The sequence below is a fragment of the Ferdinandcohnia sp. Marseille-Q9671 genome (assembly GCF_976954385.1).
Map to the genome: position 1 here is coordinate 1,222,306 of NZ_CDRJTA010000001.1, position 17,215 is coordinate 1,239,520.

Genomic DNA, 17,215 nt, shown 5'->3' on the forward strand with positions numbered 1-17,215 from the left:
ATGAATGCATTGGTGTTAACAGAAACTATAAAGTTCTTTCGCTCATACGGATTAAAATGTGATGAGAGGTTGGTTGAGGAATGGCTAGAAACTACTCCCGATACCAAAATATTTAATTTTCAAGTGTCTGAGGATGATCTTTACGATTTTAATGAATGGTGCAGATGGAAAGGTACAGCATGTGAGAATGGAATAGATGATAAGACGAAAATCGCAAGATTATTAGATGAAATAAACGAACTGAAATGTGAATTATCATTATTAAAAAAGGAGAAAGAACGTTTAGAAGGTAAACTAGAGATTTTTTGAATTAATAAATCCTCCCCTATCCTGATTAACGACTGCTTGGGGAGGATTCATAAAAATAGTTGAGAAGCAAAATTGTACATCCTTAAACGAGCGAAAATGTACATTTTATCATTGACATTTATACTAATTTGATGCGTCTAATTCTTTGAAGATTTCATTTCTCTCTTGCCTCTAATTACTCTCTCATAATTGGAGGCATTTTTTTCTTGCCCCTTATCTTATTTTTATATAGTCAAAAGCCCTCTAGGAATACCTAGAGGGCTTTTGTATATGATAAAAATATAGTGTGTTGGAAATAGTATGTAACAGAGGTGATTGTTTGAAGAAGGAGACAGTAAGTTGGCTGATTACAGGAATTGTAATTGCTTTATTTCTTAGCTCATTCTTTTACTTTAGCTCGGACATATTTCAAAAGTTCATTAGTGGATTTTGGGATTGATTAAGCTCCCCGCTATACTTGCTAGGGAGCTTGATTCTAGATTTCTTCTAATTCTGATACAGGCACAACATTTTTCTCATCTGCTCTCTCTCTTAAGTGTACCGTACACATATTTCCCTGCTCGTCACAGCTGTCAATCCAAACAGAAGTCCCTTGATAATGTACAGTCACATCATTTGGAGAAGATAATATCTGCTTCGCTCTCCGAATATCCATTCTTTTTTCACTCCTTTTATCTATTAGTAGTAGAATCATTCCCTTCAATAGTTTCTTTATTAACAGGAAATTTATGCAATCACAGCTAGCTTTTTGTACACACTATAAAGGAAGGTACTAAAAAAGAGGAGTTATATCATGAAGTTAAATGAGACTGATAAAAAGTCACTTAGTGATTCAATCGATAAATTAAATGAAGGCCTAGACGTCGTTATTCAGCTTTACAATGATGCCGAAGAGGATAAGCCGATTATTGAATTCGATCAAGAAGTCATCGAGGCAATTGAAAAAGCCAAAGAAACCTTTGGCGAAGAAGAAATAACACGTCGAATAAATACGATTATAAAAGAGATTTTTGCCTTTCTACCGAAAGATGAAAACAAAAAAGAATGATACCATCTTCATCTTTACGAAAGGAGTGGCACGCGTTTGTTATCTAGTATTTTATCGTCTTTCTTTAAACGTTTCCTATTTGCAAAATTAATTGGATTTGTATTAGCAGTTGTGTCAATCTTTGGTGTCCTCATTTATTTAATAGAGCCGGAAAGCTTTCCTACTATATTCGATGGTATCTGGTGGGCAATCGTAACGGCAGCTACAGTTGGTTACGGGGACTATGCTCCCGCTTCCTTCTTTGGAAGAATTGTAGGAATATTACTCATATTTATAGGAGTAGGATTAGTAACAAGGTATTTTGCGGCAATTTCCACATCTACCTTTGTGAATCAAAACGCCTACCTTGAAGGAACATCTGATTTTCTAGGAAAAAGACATATTATCATAATCGGTTGGAACGAACGTGTTAGAGAAACCATTTCTCTCCTACAAACACCTGGTTCTACAAAGGATATTATCTTAATCGATGAATCATTAGAAAAAAATCCTATGCCTGGAAACCACTTTCATTTCATAAAAGGGAACCCTACTCGTGATGAGACACTAAAAAAAGCAAATATACACGAAGCTGAAATGGTCCTTATCACAGCAGATCAAGGTAAAGACGAAGTTCAAGCTGACATGATTACAATCCTTACGCTACTGGCAGTAAAAGGCTTAAACCCAACAATCTATACGATTGTAGAAATCCTCACCATTCACCAGCTACAAAATGCAAAGCGCGGTGGTGCAGACGAAATTATCCAAACGAACAGGATTTCTAGCTTGGTTATGGTAAATAGCCTTCTCTCACACGGAGTTTCTGATGCTCTACTTGCCATGCTAGTAGATCTAAAAGGCTGTAAACTACAATTCTTAGATGTAACCTTTGATTTAATTGGCATGACCTTCCAAAGGTCAAGTGAAGCACTGTTAAAAGAGGGGAAAATTCTAATTGGGATAAAACGTGAGGAAGAAATTACAATCAATCCACCACTTGCACTTGAGATTCGAAAACATGATCAAGTTCTCATTATTAAAAGTTAAAGGGATTCCATTTCTAGGAATCCCTTCTAATATGCATTATAATCTTTTTTCTAGTTCTGCTTTCTTTTCTTCGTATCCAGGTTTACCTAATAGTGCAAACATATTTACTTTGTATGCTTCAACACCTGGTTGGTCAAATGGATTAACTCCTAATAAATACCCACTCATTGCACAAGCTTTTTCGAAGAAGTAAACAAGATAACCAAATGAATACTCGTCCATTTGCGGAACATTGACAATTAGGTTTGGTACGCCACCATCTGTATGTGCTAGCATAGTTCCTTGAAATGCCTTCTTATTTACGAAATCCACTGATTTTCCAGCTAAGTAATTTAGTCCATCTAAATCACTGTCTTCTGCCTCAACGATTAACTCATGACGTGATGTTTCGATATTGATCACTGTTTCAAATAAATCACGTCTACCTTCTTGCACATATTGGCCAAGTGAATGAAGGTCAGTCGAGAAGTTTGCAGATGATGGGAAAATTCCTTTTTGGTCCTTCCCTTCACTTTCTCCAAATAATTGCTTCCACCATTCAGAAAAATATTGAAGTCCTGGTTCATAATTTATTAGCATTTCAATCGTTTTTCCTTTATTATAGAGCGCATTACGAACGGCAGCATACTGGTAAGCTGGGTTTTCTTCGAGTTCAGATTTAGAAAAATCAACACTAGCTGCCTGTGCACCCTGCATCATTTCTTCGATGTTCGCACCGCTAACAGCAATTGGTAGTAAACCAACGGCAGTTAATACAGAATATCTGCCACCAACATCATCAGGTATCACAAATGATTCGTAGCCTTCCTCAGTTGCTAGTGTTTTTAATGCGCCACGAGCTTTATCTGTAGTTGCATAGATTCGCTTACGTGCCTCTTCTACTCCGTATTTTTCTACTAACAGCTTACGGAAAATACGGAAAGCAAGTGCTGGCTCTGTAGTTGTTCCAGACTTAGAAATAACGTTTAGAGAAAAGTCTTTCCCTTCTAGTAAATCCATGAGGTCCTTCATATATGTAGAACTAATACTGTTACCAACAAATACAATTTGTGGAGTCTTACGCTGTTCCTTCGTTAATGAATTATAAAAAGAATGATTTAACCAATCAATCGCAGCCTTTGCACCTAAATAAGAACCGCCAATTCCAATTACAAGTAAAATATCAGAATCTGATTTGATTTTTTCAGCACTTGTTACAATGCGTGAGAATTCTTCTTTATCATAATCTGTTGGAAGATCAACCCAACCTAAGAAATCACTACCTGCGCCTGTTTTTTCATGTATTGAATGGTGAGCGACCTTTACTGCATCACGTAGATATGTAACTTCATGTTCTCCGATAAAAGATAACGCCTTTGAATAGTCAAAACTTACATGTGTCATTTTTCCACTACCTCCACCCTGTATTTTCGAAATCTCTTTTCAACTGTAACCAAACTTATCCATGAAATCAAGACCGCTTAATTGCTGTAAGCGCAACCAATTAAAAGTTTTTTAAAATCGTCATTTTATTACAAATTTTGCATCTAGATAGGCATACCTATTTCCAAAATAAGAATTCCACATTTCGCCATATCATCTGTATAGCCATTAACATTCACTATGTTTGACAATTTACTATCTATAGGAGATCATTCTACAACTACTTTCTTGAGGATAAGGACTTGAATTCGTAACCGTTTCTAGTTCCTTATAGAGTATGTGTCAATTGTTATGTATGGTTATATATTATGGTTGTAGTATGTTCATAAATGAAAAAATGTATTTAGCGTGATAGGTAATATAACGGAAAAACCCAGCCACCCTTATAAAAAAGGAAGCTGGGTTGATTATTTTTATAAAGATGCACGTAGAATTTCAAGAGAATCTCGTTTAGTAAGTTGCTTAAATCTACCAAACTCACCATACACAACTGTTTTGTCTGCCATTAGTTCAAGGTTTTCTTCACCAATGCCATAATCAGCTAGTCTAGACGGTGCACCAATACTATTCCAAAACTCCCTGAGTTTTTCAATGCCTTCGAGTGCAACATCGCGATCCTCTTTCCCTTCCGTGGAAACATTGAATACTCGAACTGCCATTTGTTTGTAGCGACCTACATTTTCATCAAGAGTATGTTTCATCCAATTTGGAAAGATAATGGCAAGTCCACCACCATGTGGGATATCATACACGGCAGAAACAGCGTGTTCGATATTATGTGTTGCCCAATCACCACTATATCCCATATTTAACATACCATTTAGTGCAAGGGTTCCATTCAGCATAATAGTTGCTCTGTAATCGTAATTCTCTAAATCATTTAGTAACTTTGGAGCTGTTTCGATAACCGTGCGTAGAATGGATTCACACCATTGGTCCTGGGTGAGTGTGTTTGCCTCATGGTGAAAATAATGTTCAAATACATGGGACATCATATCCACCATTCCATACACTGTCTGGTCCTTTGGAAGACTATACGTATAAACTGGGTCTAAAATTGAGAACTTTGGAAATACAGCAGGACTTCCCCATCCATATTTTTCATTTGTTTCCCAATTTGTAATAACAGATCCAGCATTCATTTCTGAACCTGTTGCAGCGATCGTTAACACAGTCCCTAAAGGAAGGGCAGCTGTTGCTACTGCTTTGCGAGTCATGAAATCCCATACGTCTCCATCGTATTTAGCACCAGCAGCAATTGCTTTTGTACAGTCAATGACACTCCCACCACCAACTGCTAGTAAAAATTCAATCCCTTCACTTTGGCAAATATCGATTCCTTTTCGCACTGTAGACAAACGAGGATTTGGTTCAACACCTGGAAGTTCGTATACCTCTGCACCCATTTCACCAAGTATGCTACTTACTTGATCATACAAGCCGTTTCTTTTAATACTACCGCCGCCGTATACAAGTAACACCTTTTTACCGTATTGCGGAATCTCATTCTTAAGCTCCTCCAACTGCCCTTTCCCAAAAATAAGTTTGGTTGGATTATAATATGTAAAGTTTTGCATAAATACGCCTCCCGAAAAAGTTATGTAGATTAGCCTCTATATAGTATCCCTACCATTCTCCTAGGCATTCTTAAGAGAAGAAAAAGAGGCAATTACAAATCGCCTCTTCTTAGTAGTTATTAGTTAAAATTAGATTGTTCAATCCACTCTTCAAGCTTGTCTTTTAAAGTATTAAACCCTTGAGGAGATTCATTGTTTGTTTGTTGTGCTTGAGCTTGACGCTTTTTAGGCTTTGCTGTCGCTCTAGGTGCAGCTGCTGGCTTTTCTGGTGCTTCTTGTGTAGCACGAATTGATAAACCGATTTTACCCGCTGCTTCATCAATAGATAAGATTTTTACTTCAACCTCATCGCCAACCTTAACATGCTCATTAATATCCTTAACAAAGCCATGTGTTACCTCTGAAATATGAACTAAACCTTGTGTATTTTCGTCTAAAGCAACAAAAGCTCCGTAAGGCTGAATTCCTGTAATTTTACCTTTAACGACACTTCCTACTTCAAATGTTTCTGTCATGGTACCCAACTCCTAAAACTAAATTTATATACCTTTTACATACGCAATATAAAATTATATCACAAAAAAGCAATATATACAAAAAGGATTCATTTTTCAATATTAGATTTACCATAAACAGAAGAAAATATGAAGCAGGTAATATTTATCAATCATTTAGTAAACTTCCAATAAATACGTTATCCAACAAGGTTGTTATTCGTTAAAAATCTACCCATACGCTTGACTGCCTCTTGTAGCTGTTCAAGAGAAGATGCATACGAACAGCGGATAAAGCCTTCTCCACTTTCTCCAAATACATTCCCAGGAACAACTGCAACTTTTTCCTCCATAAGCAAACGATGGGCAAACTCTTCTGATGTCAAACCTGTTTGTTTAACAGATGGGAAGGCATAGAAAGCACCTCCCGGAAGATGACAAGGTAACCCAATTTCTTGTAGCGAAGTCACAAAGAAGTTTCTTCGCTGTCGATAGCTTTTTCTCATATATTCAACTTCAGATAGGCCGTTACGAAGTGCTTCAATTGCTCCGTATTGAGCCATTGTGGAAGCACACATCATTGTATATTGGTGAATTTTCAGCATAGCTTCTGCGATAACAGTTGGGGCTGCAGCATAGCCTAACCGCCATCCTGTCATTGCAAAACCCTTTGAGAAACCTGACACAAGGACTGTTCGTTCAAACATACCGGGTATACTCGAAAAACTCGTGTATGTATCTTCATAAGAAAGCTCTGCATAGATTTCATCTGAAATCACAAGTAAATCATATTTTTCTACTATTTTTGCAATCGCCTCAAGTTCACTCTTATCCAGCATAGTACCTGTTGGATTATTTGGAGAACAAATGATTATCGCTTTTGTACGATCAGTAACTACTTTTTCAATTTCATCCGGCTGGAGTTTAAACTCATTCTCACTTTTTGTATGTACTGGAACGGGGATTCCACCAGCCAGTGAAACGATTGGACTATATGCTACGAAGGTTGGTTCTACAATAATAACCTCATCACCGGGGTCAATTATTGACCGTATGGCTAAATCGATAGCCTGACTTCCCCCTACTGTCACGATAATATCCTTTTCAGGAGAATAGTCTATTTGGAATGATCTTTTTAAGTAAGAAGCAATTTCTTGACGCAATTCAAGTAATCCTGCATTTCCAGTATAAGACGTTATTCCACTTTCTATAGACTGGATACTTGCTTCTCTAATTGACCATGGTGTAACGAAATCAGGCTCACCTACACCTAATGAGATAACCCCCTCCATCGTCACCGCTAAATCAAAAAATCGGCGAATTCCAGAAGGCTTCAATTCTTGTACTTTTTTAGAAAGGTAGTGAGAGGTCATGGTGTCACCACAATCCGTTTGTCATCGTCACCTTGATCAAAAATAGTCCCATCGTGCTTATATTTCTTCAAAATAAAATGAGTCGTTGTAGAAAGGACAGAATCAAGAGTTGAGAGCTTTTGAGATACAAATGTTCCTACCTCTGACATTGTTTTTCCCTCGATAACAACCGACAAATCATATGCACCTGACATTAAATAAACAGACTTCACTTCCTTAAAGCGATAAATTCGTTTGGCAATTTCATCAAATCCAACGCCTCTTTTTGGGGTTACTTTAACATCTATCATAGCTGTTACACCCTCATGACCTTCAACTTTCCTCCAGTCAACTATCGTGTTATATTCCACTATAATTTTTTGCTCTTCAAGTTTATGAATAATGCCTTGTACTTCTTCGATAGTTTTGCCGACTAATTTTGCAATTGTTTCTACAGGGAGTCGTCCATTATTTTCAATTATCTCTAATATTTCTATTTCATTTTCCTGTAACTGCATATAGGTCACTCCTAGAAAATTTGTTTAATCAAATGCGCCCTGGCGTCATTGTGCCCAATTTTCCACTTTGAAAATCAGTGACATTTGCCAAAGCTACTTTATTCAAAAAAATGAAAATAATCATTCAGTCATCACTGAATAAAGTTATTGAATTATTTCAATTATTATACCAGAGATATGAATCGTATATTGAAAAAATTTTTAATTTCTTTAAAACTGATGTGTTTTTCGGAGGGGTTTGGTAAAAATAGGGATAATGCTTTTATACAGGATGTGGATTTTTCAGTAATGAATACAATACAAATTAACGGAATACATCTTCATTATGAATTATATCAACAGGATTCTGATAAGCCTGTTCTCGTTTTATTACATGGATTTCTTTCTTCTTCTTTTAGCTTCCGCAGGCTAATACCCTTTTTGAAAGAGAAGTACACAATCCTTTCAGTTGATATTCCACCTTTTGGAAAGAGTGAAAAATCAACTCGGTTTACCTACTCATATACAAACATAGCATCAGTTGTATGCAACTTAATCCGTTCCTTTCAATTTACTACTATAAACGTAGTAGGTCATTCAATGGGGGGGCAAATTTGTTTGTACATTGCAAAACAAGAACCAACGCTCGTGAATAGAGTTGTATTACTGTGTAGTTCAGGTTATTTGAAACGAATGCCAAGGTCTTTGATCTACTCGTCGTATCTTCCTTATTTCCATTTCATTGTGAAAAGAAAACTTGCAAAACAAGGTGTAACACATAACTTAAAAAATGTCGTCAACAACCATACCCTAATCGATCAAGAGATGATTGACGGATATATGGAGCCTTTTTCAGATAATCGTATTTTCATGGCGTTAACAAGAATGATTCGTCATCGAGAGGGTGATTTACCAAGTGAGGAATTAAAGAACATCAAACATCCTATCTTACTAATCTGGGGGGAAAAAGATCGTGTTGTCCCCATTTCTGTTGGAAAAAGACTTCATCACGATTTACCAAACTCAACATTTATTTCAATAAAGGATGCGGGACATTTAGTACCTGAGGAATGTCCGGAGAGCGTGTCTGCCTATATTTCGGAGTTTATTTAATCAAATGCGCTTTTGATGTATTTGAGCGCATTTTTTTGCCTACATGGTGTGGGTCACAAAGGCGTTGTCACAGGAGGTGGCGCTCTTAGACTTTGATCAAGTTAAAAAAAGATGGGATAGCTAGTCCCATCTTTTATCATGATATTATAATTCACATGTCGCATTATTTTTAATTGATAATAATGTAACAGCCATCGTTTCACATTCTTTTAATGGGATAATTTCCTCGAAGGAAAATTCAAAAATAGCTTGGATTTTTCTAGCTAATTTAGTAGGATCATTAATTTGATGAGTAGCCTGCAAAATATCTACAGCCTCAGTCTCATAGAAACCTATACCGTAACCTAGTGGATCCCACTCTTGAAGAACTATCATGATTTGCAAATTTGCATTTTGATTTTCCATACAATCACCTTATGAAAACCTTACTTGGTTATATTATTTTTTTCTTGTTCTAAAATTTGTCTCTCTAGTTCCTCAGCTTTTGCTTGTTCTTTTTTTGAAAGCTTGATAAACAAACGGAAGGCTAAAAAAGCGAAAATGACAAATACAATACTTGTTATTCCAGCCGGAATGTATTCTGACTTATCTTCAGGAAAATATAGAAACAGGTTTAATACCGAAATTAGCAGCATGTTTACACACCTTTCAAACCAAATTCGTAACTCGTATCATTATAACACAAACAAAAGTGAGTGTTATAGATGCTTGTTCAAGTTGGGTCAGTTATAATGGTCGTAGTAAAACTCTGTTATATCGTCCAAGAACATTTTACAAAGGGGTGCTAGAATTGACACAAACTGAATTTAACATAGGCGACATTGTAACTGGTATTTATAAAACGGGAAAATACATAGGAGAGATTACTGCTACTAAGCCCGAGCATTATCTAGTGAAGGTAAAGTCTGTTCTTAAACACCCAATGCAGGGTGATATTCATTCACCAAAGGATGTAAATGTTCCTCTCTTTCAGGAACGAAGAGCGCTAGCATTTAATGAGCAAACGAACGTGCCCAAAAAGATGGTGAGAATTTATTCTGATGATATTCCTGAATACAAGGTTTCTTTAAGAGAGGCTGTAGATCGCATTAAACAAGAGTTAGAAGACGAGGGAACAGAATGGGCAATGCGAAGCTTAGAAAATATGAAGGTATTAGAGAAGGATTATTTTAAATAATACAAGTTGATATTTATAACCATAACGAACCTACGGAAGTTGTTGTTTCCGTAGGTTTTTCTTTTAATATACTCGTTTTGCCCCCACATAATATTTGGACCAATACGAATTGTCCATTGAAACAACGTCAATCCCTTTAGAGGACGTTGCAGATATAAATTCATTGTTTCCAACGTAAAAACCAACATGTGATATTCTACCTGTGTCATTTACTGCAAAAAATACAAGATCTCCTGGTTGAAGATTAGCCTTAGAAACGGGTGTCCCCATATTATAATAACTTGCTGAGGTAGTTCGAGGTATATCAATTCCATGGCGTGAATGCATAAAGGAAACAAAGCCAGAGCAATCGAATCCAGCTGTTGTGGTTCCTCCCCATCGATACGGAACTCCGACAAAATTAAAAGAATCTTGTACCAATGCTTGAAGGACTTGCTCGCGATTTTGTACTCCTGACTCGGTCTGAGAATTTCCATTAACCTTTAGAACTTGTCCAATTGCAAGTGTATTGGTAGTTAGATTATTTAAACTTTTTAGTTCTGTAACGCTCATATTAGTAGCTCTTGCAATACCATATAAGGTATCACCAGCCTTAACTGTATATGTAGCACCTGCTACGTTTTGACCTGGGGATATTGTTGTTTCTCCAAGCTTTAGAGTCTGACCAACATAAATGGTTGCTGAAGATAGGTTATTATTCTTCATTATCTGATCCACAGTTGTATTCGAACGTTGTGCGATGGAATATAATGAATCCCCTGCTTGTACAACATAAGTCTGCCCTTGTACTTGAGTGGACTGTTGTACCGGACCTAATACCTGCAGAGATTCTCCTACTTGAAGGGTGTTAGATGTTAAATTATTCAATTGTTTTAATTGGTCGACACTCATATTATAGGCATTAGCAATTGAATAAAGCGTGTCGCCACGATTTACAGTATATGAAGATGTCGTTTTTTCAGGCACTGTTTCGCTAACAACGAGTGTTTGTCCGGGATATATCATATCACCAGTGAGATGGTTAAGCTGTTTAAGCTGAGGAACGGTTAAATTATATTGCCTTGCCAATCCATACAATGTATCTCCGTTGACTACGGTATGTGTTACTCTCGTTTGATTATCTACCTGGCTGTTACTGGCAGCCTCTACCGAGGACGTATTATGTCCCCCCACTAAAGATACTGAGGCAATTACAATTGAACCAAGCACCACTTTCACGACATTGGGATGAAGATTGGGTACCTTTTCTTTAAGGTACATTCGAATACTTTCGTTTAAATGGAGCTTTTTGCCATGATCCTGCTCTCCTAGTTCACTTGAAAATTCATGTAATTGAGGGTCAATAAATAATGTAATTGTTTGATTATTTTCTATCTTGTGGCCAATAAACATAAGCATCCCTCCTTTTTACGTTAGGATATCCTATCGGGATGCGATTATTGTTTCTTTTATTTGTTAAAAGTTGTCTTTAGTAATCAAATGCGCCTTGGCGTAATTGCGCCCAGATTTTTTAGGCCCACACGATGTGGGTCATGAAGACGTTGCCATAGGATGAGGCGTTCTTAGTCTTCGGTCCTATACTCGAAAAACTTACTCTAAAAAATCTGTGGTATCTGCCGGAGGCTTGCTTTATTCAGTCCGGGTTTGAACCCCACTTAGAATTACTTTTATCATTCATTTTCCACTTATAGAAGCGAGGGACTTCTGTTGAATAAGTTAAATAAAACCAATTCACTATTGTAGCGAATTGGTTGCTTATAAAGCGAATTTATTTAATACCTTTGAGAAATCAACTCTGTCTCCAATTGTTGTTGGCTCTGGTTTAGCTAAATAACGTTTATCATTTTCCACTAATTTGAAGATATTAAAAGTTGTGAGCGCATCATCTAGGGCACAGTGATGCTTGCCCGTCCCTTCTTTTCCATATTCCTGGACAGCCTTCCATAGACCTGTCTGATTTTGGTCCCCAAAGAAGCGTTTATACTCCATCGACAAATCCCGTTGCTTCCCTTTAAAAGGGAATATTATACCAGCACTTTGACAATTATGGCGAAGGACTTTCATATCCATATTCCCCCAAGTAACAATAGTGCTTGGAACGATAGTCTCATAATTAGATAGCATCTTGACAAGTTGGGAAAAGGGGATACCGTTGTCCACTTGTTCTTGAGAAATATTTAAGAAGGATTTGCATCGTTCTGTTAATTTTGGAAATTTAATTGGTTTTACATATGATGAGTATTGGTCAATTATTTTTTGATTTTTAACGGATACGAGACCAACTTCGATTATTTCGGGGTAAAATCCTTGTGGGTTGTATTTACCCTCAGGCATTGTAAATTCAAAGTCTATAAACAAATATTGATGTTGATCATTCACTCCCTTAACCTCCTTTTCATATTACTTTGTAAAAGCAAAACAATGAGCAATCATCATCCTCTTTCAGCTGCTCTTTTCGCTTACATATCATAAGTATGAAACAGAACTATTTCACCACTTGACGAACATCATTTTATATATTATAGCACGCTTTTTGTTATTTTTCAGAATATATTTATAAATATACAAGACTTTTAGTACTTTAATTACGTACAATAATATTCTATAATATTTAGTAAATCGAAATAATTGGAATGAGAAGGTGTTATCCATCCAAACAGCAAAACGAAATCTAATAATCATGTGGTTTGCGAATTTTTTCGTTGCTGCAAGCGCTACTATGATTATGCCATTTCTATCGTTATATATTGAAACATTTGGAGATTACTCTGATAGCTATGTACAACGTTGGGCAGGGATTGTATTTGCAGCAACATTTGTAACAGCTTTTTTTATGTCTCCTCTTTGGGGACGGTTTGGTGACCGAAATGGCTATAAAAAGATTCTTTTACTAACAGGGACGGGCATTGCGATTAGTATTTTCTTAATGGGATATGTGACTTCTGTTGAACAATTATTTTTCCTACGACTCTTCATGGGCGCAGTTACCGGATTTATTCCAACCTCCCTTGCCCTTATTTCGGCACAAACACCTAAAGAAATCGCCGGTAAAACATTAGGAACACTTCAAATGGGTAACGTCTCTGGGAGCTTATTTGGTCCTTTACTAGGCGGACTATTAGCAGACGCTGTAGGGTTCCAATATACGTTTGTTATTACTGCATCTGTTATTTTATTAGCAGTTGCTTTAGTCGGAATTGGTATTAAGGAAGTTAGGCCACAAGAAACAAACGAAAGAAGTAAGAAATATACTCGTAAAGAGGTCTTAGTCTATATCTTTAAACATCCTGTATTACTGACCGTTATGTTTATATCTTTATTAATTCAAGTCGCGAATTTTAGTGTACAGCCCCTACTTGCATTATATGTCACTCAATTAACAGACAGTAGTAATATTGTGTTTTTAGCTGGAATGGCTTTTTCTGCCACTGGTTTTGGTAATTTATTATTTACTAGGCAATGGGGCAAATTTGGGGACCGATTCGGCCACGAGAAAATAGTAACAATCCTTCTTATCTCGTCTTCCATCATGTTTATCCCCCAGGGACTTGTTAGCGAACTTTGGCAACTGGTACTATGTAGGTTTTTATTTGGAATGGCAGTTGGTGGATTAATCCCTTGTATGACAGCATATATTCGCCAGGTAGCACCACTTTCAATGCAGGGTGAGGTTCAGGGGTATAATGTTAGCTTTCGCTTCTTAGGAAATTTCATTGGTCCGGTATCTGGTGGAATACTAAGTGGATTTTTCGGTATTTCTACCGTCTTCTTTGTAACTAGTGGCCTTTTTCTAGTGGCTGGTATCATATTATGGCTAAGTGTTGCCCGTCACTCGGAGAAATCAGCGCAACGAGCAGCATAACTCAACAGATGGTGAACACCATCTGTTTTTTCATTTAATAATTTCTTATAATTAAAGAATCATATACCGAAAGAGTGTTTTGATATGAGACGACATACTGGATATTTCATTACCTTCAGTTTATTTTTAATGTTCATTTTTGTATTATTCCTAGTTAATGGTGAGTTAAAAGTTGCAAAAAGCTTTCCTGAAGTCTTAGATTCAGAAATCCCGATTGAGGACGTTTCACTTACGCAAACGAGCTATATCAAAGACACAAACGGTGCTATCGTATCTGAAATTCACCATAATGAATCTAGGACAGCTCTCCCTTTTGAAGAAATCCCACAGATTATTAAGGATTTGTTTATAACAATTGAGGATCAGCATTTTTTTGAACACCTTGGCTTTGACATTACCGGTATTGGCAGAGCTGCTTTTATTAATTTACACAATGATTCAATTGATCAAGGTGGAAGTACAATTACCCAACAGCTAGCTAGAAATTTGTATTTAACAAATGAAAAAACCTATAATCGAAAATTAAGTGAGCTACTTTATTCATATCAGTTGGAACGAGTACTAACAAAAGAGGAAATTTTAGGATTATACATTAACGCTATATACTTCCAAAATGGGGCTTACGGGATTGAGGCAGCCTCTCAGCTATATTTTAATCACTCTATTAAAGAGGCATCATTAGCTGAAATTGCATTTTTAAGTGCGATACCAAACAACCCAACACTATACAATCCCATCACTAATTTTTCAAAAACAAAAGAACGGCAGGAACGTATTTTAAGAGATTTAGTTGAAAAAAAAATTATTTCTAATGAGGAATATAACACAGCTGTTAATGATCCAATTAAGGTAACGATTCGAGAAAAAATTGATCTCTACCCCGATTATACAACCTATATTTTTAACGAATTTGAAGAATTAATTGCTCAAAAAGAAGGTTTTTTCAAAAAAATCAATCATACTACGACACCGAATGAAAAGGATAAGCTACAAAAGAGCTTGGACAACCGTGTTCGAGAAGTTCTGGAGTCAGGAATTATTATTGAAACAGCATTGAATCCGCAAATTCAAGAAAAAGCTGTACAGTCTCTGAATCAATACATACCACATGAAAACGTTCAAGGTGCAACTGCAGTTATTGATCATACAACAGATAAACTAGTAGCATTAGTTGGAGGAAAAAACTATGAAAAATTTTCCTTCCATAGAGGATTCCAAGCATATCGACAGCCAGGTTCCGCAATCAAGCCTTTGCTTGTGTATGCCCCTTATTTTGATCAAACTGGCGCATCAATTTCACAAACTATCAATGCGAATAACTATTGTAAAAATGGGTATTGCCCCAGAAATTATGGCGGTGGCCAATATGGAGATGTGAGTTTACGTACAGCTTTCAAGTATTCGTATAATACTCCCGCTGTAAGGTTATTAGAGAGGGTGGGAATTGAACAAGCATTTTCTTATTTAAACAAGCTTCAGTTTTCAAATGTTGTCAAAGACGATCAGAACTTGCCAGCTGCGATTGGAGGTTTCACATATGGAATGTCACCTTTAGAGATGACAAATGCATTTTCTGTATTTGCCAATAATGGGCAGTTTATTCGAGCACGAGGCATAACAAAGGTAACCGATTTACAAGGCACAATCCTTTATGAATGGGAGGAACAACCGGTATCAGTTTGGAGTACGGATACAACCAAAAAGATGAGGGCGCTGCTTTCAGACGTTGTAAAATCAGGAACTGGGAAGGAAGCGAATATCTCATCCGGCTATGTGGGTGGGAAAACTGGCACGACTAATCATGTAAAAGACCTCTGGTTTATCGGTTTAACAGATACATATACTGCTGGGGTTTGGGTAGGTAACGACCAATCGCAGAGTATTGAATTTATGGAATCAAGAAAACCTCAAATATATATATGGAAAGACATAATGGAGGCGAGCCAGTAACATGGCTCTTTTTTTATTAAATAGGCAAGCTTGCGATGATACTATTGTAAAGCCTTATACAGACATACGTAACCGTCATAAAAAAGGTAAACCAACTCAGTGTTTGAAAAAAAACCACCCCAATTAAACCACCAAGGCTAAGCTTATCTTGAATGCGATAGACGAAAAAAATAAAATAACCAAGGGTCACCAGTAAGAACAAGATAACAAGTCCATAAAACGATTGTACAAAGGCTAATGAAAGCCCTCCTCCAATTAAGTAAAAAAACGAACCTGTTCGAATCCTCGACAAGCTTTCACCATTATTATCTCTTGTAAAAAACAAAAGAGACAACTCCAATAATGTGTTTGCAATTAATTTTAATGCAGCAAAAATCATGAAATAAAATAAAAAAAAGAGAAAGAAGATCGAAAAATTAATCCAGGTTGGTGAGAAGAATTCTTGCATTCCGCGATAAATTCCAATCTGTTTTAACAGTTCTAATGTTTGTAGTTCCGTAAAAATAGCAAACGAAATACTAAATAGTATGATTGCAATAAGCGGAAAATAGCTTGTGAAATATGTATTTTTCATTCCAATATCCTCAGTTCCAACATTTTAACTATTTTTGATATTCTTTTACGATTTTAACATACATATTTTTGTAGTAAATCTCTTTTTGGTAAATACACTTAGACTACGGGGCTATTACTATAGGAAAGAGTACCTACAGTCCTAGTTGCTCCACTTTTAGAATAAGACTATTCATAACCAATGATTCAAAATAGTAGTATGCAGCAGGATGAGGGCTTTCTTCTCATCCTTTTTATTTCCCCTCAATTCGTATATATTCACGTGGTCTGAATTTAGGAAATATGAGAACTTCCTCTGTATTTTCTGAGTCTACTGTCTGTATTTGAAATTGTTGTTGGTTTTCTTCTTGCCCCTCAACTATGTATTCTCTTTTTGTTTGTTCATGAATCCACCATGCTCCAATAAACATAAAAGCAAAAATGGCTAATGCAACAATTCCTTTTTTGGCATTCACAAAAAATCACCTCTTGCTACTAGCATTTAATTAAAATAGTTCTTTTATACTGTTTAAAAAAAATTTTTTATAAATTTTCCCCTAAGAATACACGCGTTTCTACATATTTAATAACAGTGAGAAAACTTGGTGACACTATAAAGTGCGAGGCATGCAAGTTCGTAATAATTGGTATATAATTTTTAGAGATATAACTTTGTTCAGCAGTTGTCCTCTATGATTAGTGGGAGAATGCAAAAAGGATTTCCCATATGCATAGGAATTATAACCTAGGCTGAATAAAGTTAATGCCTCCGGCGGATGCCACGATATTTTAATGGAAACCTTTCGAGAATTGATCAAAGACTAAGAACGCCA

The 17,215-nt window shown here is 36.4% G+C and carries 18 protein-coding genes and 1 pseudogene; 7 read left to right on the forward strand and 12 right to left on the reverse strand.

Annotated elements, in window-relative coordinates; all coding sequences use genetic code 11:
- A complete protein-coding gene (locus ACWNMY_RS06285; RefSeq protein WP_449536318.1) occupies positions 1-309 on the forward strand; it encodes a hypothetical protein in 309 nt (102 codons plus the stop codon).
- A 475-nt stretch (positions 310-784) separates the two neighbouring features.
- Here the strand turns inward: ACWNMY_RS06285 and ACWNMY_RS06290 are convergent, their stop codons facing one another.
- Entirely contained in the window at positions 785-964 is a 180-nt protein-coding gene (locus ACWNMY_RS06290; protein WP_449537389.1) for an H-type small acid-soluble spore protein, read from the reverse strand.
- A 138-nt stretch (positions 965-1,102) separates the two neighbouring features.
- Here ACWNMY_RS06290 and ACWNMY_RS06295 point away from each other — a divergent pair, with 138 nt between their 5' ends.
- Positions 1,103-1,357 carry an atypical membrane-integrating protein (Mistic protein) gene (locus ACWNMY_RS06295; RefSeq protein WP_449537390.1) on the forward strand — a complete coding sequence of 85 codons (255 nt, stop codon included), beginning with the start codon at positions 1,103-1,105 and terminating at the stop codon, positions 1,355-1,357.
- Positions 1,358-1,378: 21 nt separating this feature from the next.
- Positions 1,379-2,386, forward strand: a pseudogene (locus tag ACWNMY_RS06300) (potassium channel family protein); the annotation flags it as partial.
- 36 nt (positions 2,387-2,422) lie between these two features.
- On the opposite strand, the gene ACWNMY_RS06305 reads toward ACWNMY_RS06300, so the two are convergent.
- The 5 genes from ACWNMY_RS06305 to ACWNMY_RS06325 all read right to left on the reverse strand — a co-directional run bounded on the left by ACWNMY_RS06305 (position 2,423) and on the right by ACWNMY_RS06325 (position 7,749).
- Entirely contained in the window at positions 2,423-3,769 is a 1,347-nt protein-coding gene (locus ACWNMY_RS06305) for a glucose-6-phosphate isomerase (protein ID WP_449537391.1), read from the reverse strand.
- Positions 3,770-4,221: 452 nt separating this feature from the next.
- Positions 4,222-5,385 carry an iron-containing alcohol dehydrogenase gene (locus ACWNMY_RS06310; RefSeq protein WP_449537392.1) on the reverse strand — a complete coding sequence of 388 codons (1,164 nt, stop codon included), beginning with the start codon at positions 5,383-5,385 and terminating at the stop codon, positions 4,222-4,224.
- A gap of 119 nt (positions 5,386-5,504) precedes the next feature.
- Positions 5,505-5,900, reverse strand: a complete 396-nt coding sequence (yugI, locus tag ACWNMY_RS06315) for a S1 domain-containing post-transcriptional regulator GSP13 (protein WP_449537393.1) — start codon at positions 5,898-5,900, stop codon at positions 5,505-5,507.
- Between the two features lie 179 nt (positions 5,901-6,079).
- Positions 6,080-7,252, reverse strand: coding sequence for an aminotransferase (locus ACWNMY_RS06320; protein ID WP_449537394.1), 1,173 nt, complete (start codon positions 7,250-7,252; stop codon positions 6,080-6,082).
- Entirely contained in the window at positions 7,249-7,749 is a 501-nt protein-coding gene (locus ACWNMY_RS06325; RefSeq protein WP_449537395.1) for an Lrp/AsnC family transcriptional regulator, read from the reverse strand. The genes ACWNMY_RS06320 and ACWNMY_RS06325 overlap by 4 nt, the downstream gene beginning before the upstream one ends.
- Positions 7,750-8,037: 288 nt before the next feature.
- Between ACWNMY_RS06325 and ACWNMY_RS06330 the strand changes: the two genes are divergently transcribed.
- Positions 8,038-8,841, forward strand: a complete 804-nt coding sequence (locus ACWNMY_RS06330; protein ID WP_449537396.1) for an alpha/beta fold hydrolase — start codon at positions 8,038-8,040, stop codon at positions 8,839-8,841.
- A gap of 144 nt (positions 8,842-8,985) precedes the next feature.
- Here the strand turns inward: ACWNMY_RS06330 and ACWNMY_RS06335 are convergent, their stop codons facing one another.
- Entirely contained in the window at positions 8,986-9,246 is a 261-nt protein-coding gene (locus tag ACWNMY_RS06335) for a DUF1871 family protein (protein WP_449537397.1), read from the reverse strand.
- Between the two features lie 20 nt (positions 9,247-9,266).
- On the reverse strand, positions 9,267-9,476 hold the full coding sequence (locus ACWNMY_RS06340) for a hypothetical protein (RefSeq protein WP_449537398.1): 210 nt from the start codon (positions 9,474-9,476) through the stop codon (positions 9,267-9,269).
- Between the two features lie 155 nt (positions 9,477-9,631).
- On the opposite strand from ACWNMY_RS06340, the gene ACWNMY_RS06345 reads away from it, so the two are divergent.
- Entirely contained in the window at positions 9,632-10,018 is a 387-nt protein-coding gene (locus ACWNMY_RS06345; protein ID WP_449537399.1) for a kinase-associated lipoprotein B, read from the forward strand.
- A gap of 63 nt (positions 10,019-10,081) precedes the next feature.
- Here ACWNMY_RS06345 and ACWNMY_RS06350 read toward each other — a convergent pair whose 3' ends face one another.
- On the reverse strand, positions 10,082-11,410 hold the full coding sequence (locus tag ACWNMY_RS06350; RefSeq protein WP_449537400.1) for a LysM peptidoglycan-binding domain-containing protein: 1,329 nt from the start codon (positions 11,408-11,410) through the stop codon (positions 10,082-10,084).
- Positions 11,411-11,773: 363 nt separating this feature from the next.
- A complete protein-coding gene (kapD, locus tag ACWNMY_RS06355) occupies positions 11,774-12,397 on the reverse strand; it encodes a 3'-5' exonuclease KapD (RefSeq protein ID WP_449537401.1) in 624 nt (207 codons plus the stop codon).
- A 301-nt stretch (positions 12,398-12,698) separates the two neighbouring features.
- Here kapD and ACWNMY_RS06360 point away from each other — a divergent pair, with 301 nt between their 5' ends.
- Both ACWNMY_RS06360 and ACWNMY_RS06365 read left to right on the forward strand, forming a co-directional pair.
- Positions 12,699-13,880: an MFS transporter gene (locus ACWNMY_RS06360; RefSeq protein WP_449538401.1), complete on the forward strand. Its 1,182-nt coding sequence runs from the start codon at positions 12,699-12,701 to the stop codon at positions 13,878-13,880.
- An 84-nt stretch (positions 13,881-13,964) separates the two neighbouring features.
- Positions 13,965-15,830, forward strand: a complete 1,866-nt coding sequence (locus tag ACWNMY_RS06365; RefSeq protein WP_449537402.1) for a transglycosylase domain-containing protein — start codon at positions 13,965-13,967, stop codon at positions 15,828-15,830.
- A 16-nt stretch (positions 15,831-15,846) separates the two neighbouring features.
- Here the strand turns inward: ACWNMY_RS06365 and ACWNMY_RS06370 are convergent, their stop codons facing one another.
- Both ACWNMY_RS06370 and ACWNMY_RS06375 read right to left on the reverse strand, forming a co-directional pair.
- Entirely contained in the window at positions 15,847-16,404 is a 558-nt protein-coding gene (locus ACWNMY_RS06370; protein ID WP_449537403.1) for a DUF5366 family protein, read from the reverse strand.
- Between the two features lie 232 nt (positions 16,405-16,636).
- Positions 16,637-16,858: a hypothetical protein gene (locus ACWNMY_RS06375; RefSeq protein WP_449537404.1), complete on the reverse strand. Its 222-nt coding sequence runs from the start codon at positions 16,856-16,858 to the stop codon at positions 16,637-16,639.
- Positions 16,859-17,215 lie beyond the last annotated feature (357 nt).